Below are 3,015 nucleotides of genomic sequence, written 5' to 3' on the forward strand. Positions count from 1 at the left end.
GGTGGAGACGGTCCGGGCCGCGCACTACCTCATCGCCACCGGCTCCAGGCCCTGGGCGCCGCCGGTCCCCGGCCTGCAGGAGGCCGGTTACCTGACCTCGACCACCGCGATGGAACTGGACCACGTCCCGGAGTCGCTGCTGGTCATCGGCGGCGGCTACGTCGCGATGGAGCAGGCCCAGCTCTTCGCTCGGCTCGGCGTCCGGGTCACCATGCTGGTCCGCTCACGGCTGGCGTCCCAGGAAGAACCCGAGGCGTCCACCGCCCTGGATGAGATCTTCACGGACGAAGGCATCCAGATCATCCGCGGCGCGGTGCCCAGCGCGGTCCGCCGCGACCCGGCCACCGGCGAGGTCACGGTCACTGCCACCACCACTGACGGCTCACAGGAACTCCGGGCGGCCGAGGTACTCGTCGCCACCGGGCGCCGCCCGGTCACCGCCACGCTCGGTCTCGACACCGTCGACGTGCGCACCGGCGACCACGGCGAGGTGGTCGTCGACAGCCATCTGCGCAGCACCAACCCGCGCGTCTGGGCTGCCGGTGACGTCACCGCCCACCGTCAGTTCGTGTACGTCGCCGCGGCCCACGGCGCCCTCGTCGCCGACAACGCCCTCACCGGCGCCGGCCTCGAGGTCGACTACCGCCACCTGCCCCGGGTCGTGTTCACCAGCCCCGCCCTGGCCGCCGTCGGGATGACCGAACGGCAGGCCTCCGCTGCCGGGATCCGCTACGACAGCCGTGTCCTGTCACTCGCGCACGTCCCACGCGCGATCGTCAACCGCGACACCTGCGGGTTCATCAAGATGGTCACCGACGCCGACACCGGCCGCATCATCGGCATTACCGCCCTGGCCCAGGACGCCGGCGACCTCGCCGCCGCCGGGGTCTACATGCTCGAGGCCGGCATGACCACCAGCCAGGTCGCCAACCTCTGGAGCCCCTACCTGACCATGGCCGAAGGCCTCAAGCTCACCGCGCAGGCCTTCACCACCGACATCGCCAAGCTCTCCTGCTGCGCGGCGTGAACCTGCCCCGCACACAGGGACACCGATAGGGGACCGCCTCGCCCCGGGGCGCGAGACAAGAAAATGGGCGCCGATCAGCCCTACTTACTGGCACCCCTGCGTATCGGACCTGCAACCACCGGGGAGTTCAGTCGATGCAAGAACTCCCGTCCCAGGCCTATATCTGGACGTCTTCACGACCTCTACGTGCTCGACCCGACGAGGACAGCACTGGACGACGCGATGACCGCCTTGCGGCGCCGCCATGAGGCCGCGGTCCGTTTGGGCCGCGTCACCGCACCACCATGACCACGATCGTCACCACGTAAGCCGCGGCGACCAGACCGATCCCCAGCAGGGTGAGCACCACCCCGCGCCGGGCCGGCCGCTGGCCCTCGTCCGGCCCGGGGCCCTTGCCGTGCTTCGCGGTCATCGCGCGCTCCTAAGACGTTGCTCAAGCATGTGCGGCTCTCGCGAGCGGGCTTCCGTGCCGAGTGCTACCAGCTCAGGTCGTGACAGCCGTCGCTGCCGGCGCCCTCCACCTGCAAGGTGGCATGGGCGATACCGTAACGGTCGCGCAGCACCCGGCGCGCGCCGGCAAGCACGGCGCCGTGGTCCGCGCCCTGGTCAGCGACCAGGTGGGCCGTGGCCACGTTCATCCCCGACGTCAGGGTCCACAGGTGCAGGTCGTGGACCTCCTCCACCCCCTCGACCGCGTCCAGGTCACCGGCGACGTCCTCCGGGTCCACCCCCTCCGGGGCGTGCTGGCCCAGCACCGCGATCACCTGCCTGCCCAGAACCACCGCCCGGATGATGACGAAGACCGCGATGAGCGCCGCGACCACGACGTCCCAGATCGGCTGGCCGGTGAGGATGATCAGCACGCCGGCGACCATGACACCCACCGACCCGGCGGCGTCGGCGATCACCTCGTAGTAGGCGCCCTTGACGTTCAGGCTGTCCTTGGCCCCGCTGCGCAGCAGCAGCATGGAGATGATGTTGATCACCAGGCCGGCGAAGCCGACCGCGAGCATGGCGCCGGAGGCCACCTCCGGCGCGTCACCCAGCCGGCTGATGGCCTCGACCACCACGTACACCCCGACCGCGAGCATCGCCAGCACCGCCAACGCCGAGGCGAACACCTCGGCCCGGTAGGAGCCATAGGTGCGTCGCCCCGTGGAGTCCGGCCGGCTCGCGATGCGCGTCGCCAGCAGCGCCGCACCCAGCACCACCACATCGGCAGCCATGTGCCCGGCATCCGACAGCAGCGCCAACGACCCCGACACCAGCCCCGCGACCAGCTCGATCAGGAAGAAGCCCGCCGTCAGGGCGAACGCCCCCGCCAGCCGCCGACGGTAGCGGCCACCGGCATGCCCGGTCGCCGGGGCATGGCTGTGTCCCGCCCCCATCAGCCCTGCCCCTCGTGGCGGGCGTGCTCACGGGAGACGTCCAGCAGCATCCGCACATGCCCGTCAGCGAGGCGGTAGTACACCATCCGCCCCTCCCGGCGGTTCTCGACCACCCCAGCGGTACGCAGCACCCGCAGCACCTGGGACACCGACGCCTCCGCGACATCGACCGACGCCGCCAGGTCACACACGCACAGCTCGCCGGCCTCCAGCAACGCATACAGCACCCGGGCACGGCGCGGGTCCCCCAGGAGCTTGAACAGCCCGGCCAACCTGCCGGCCTCGCGCTCGTCGGGGATCCTCTCCCGGGTCAGCGCCACCTTCTCCGGATGGACGGCGGTGACCTGACACGAATCCAACGGCGTCACACTCATGCCACGACCATACACCTATGCAGATATCAGCAGCGGGAGCCACACACGAGAGGTCAGCAGGTTCTGTATGGTCAGCGCATGCTGACTATTGCTTCGCGGCTGGACGTGATGAACCGGCTGGGCCGGGCGATGGCCGACCCGACCCGCTCCCGCATCCTCATGACACTCCTCGAGGGCCCGAGCTACCCGGCGGTACTCGCCCGCGACCTAGGGCGTGTCTGAGAAT

Annotated in this window: 4 protein-coding genes and 1 pseudogene; 2 read left to right on the forward strand and 3 right to left on the reverse strand. The window is 70.4% G+C overall.

Annotation, left to right across the window (positions count from 1 at the left end):
• A partial coding sequence (locus DE149_RS11510) for an FAD-dependent oxidoreductase (RefSeq protein ID WP_113914519.1) occupies positions 1–1,027 on the forward strand: 1,027 nt, incomplete at its 5' end.
• A 271-nt stretch (positions 1,028–1,298) separates the two neighbouring features.
• Here DE149_RS11510 and DE149_RS11730 read toward each other — a convergent pair.
• From DE149_RS11730 to DE149_RS11520, 3 genes are all read right to left on the reverse strand, one after another.
• Complete coding sequence (locus DE149_RS11730; protein WP_002854087.1) at positions 1,299–1,439, reverse strand: hypothetical protein; 141 nt, start codon at positions 1,437–1,439, stop codon at positions 1,299–1,301.
• A 64-nt stretch (positions 1,440–1,503) separates the two neighbouring features.
• The gene (locus tag DE149_RS11515) at positions 1,504–2,415 is read right to left on the reverse strand and encodes a cation diffusion facilitator family transporter (RefSeq protein ID WP_002854089.1); all 912 of its coding nucleotides are present in this window, start codon (positions 2,413–2,415) and stop codon (positions 1,504–1,506) included.
• Entirely contained in the window at positions 2,415–2,789 is a 375-nt protein-coding gene (locus DE149_RS11520) for a helix-turn-helix transcriptional regulator (RefSeq protein WP_036334148.1), read from the reverse strand. The genes DE149_RS11515 and DE149_RS11520 overlap by 1 nt, the downstream gene beginning before the upstream one ends.
• A 78-nt stretch (positions 2,790–2,867) precedes the next feature.
• Here DE149_RS11520 and DE149_RS11525 point away from each other — a divergent pair.
• Positions 2,868–3,002: pseudogene (locus tag DE149_RS11525) on the forward strand (ArsR family transcriptional regulator); the annotation flags it as partial.
• Positions 3,003–3,015: the final 13 nt, after the last annotated feature.

This window comes from Micrococcus sp. KT16 (genome assembly GCF_003315015.1).
Classification (GTDB): Bacteria; Actinomycetota; Actinomycetes; order Actinomycetales; family Micrococcaceae; genus Micrococcus; species Micrococcus luteus.

What these genes read in the sequence shown, in the direction of transcription:
- DE149_RS11730 (WP_002854087.1), bottom strand. Translation starts at nt 1,439, where the DNA reads ATGACCGCGAAGCACGGCAAGGGCCCCGGGCCGGACGAGGGCCAGCGG.
- DE149_RS11515 (WP_002854089.1), bottom strand. Translation starts at nt 2,415, where the DNA reads ATGGGGGCGGGACACAGCCATGCCCCGGCGACCGGGCATGCCGGTGGC.
- DE149_RS11520 (WP_036334148.1), bottom strand. Translation starts at nt 2,789, where the DNA reads ATGAGTGTGACGCCGTTGGATTCGTGTCAGGTCACCGCCGTCCATCCG.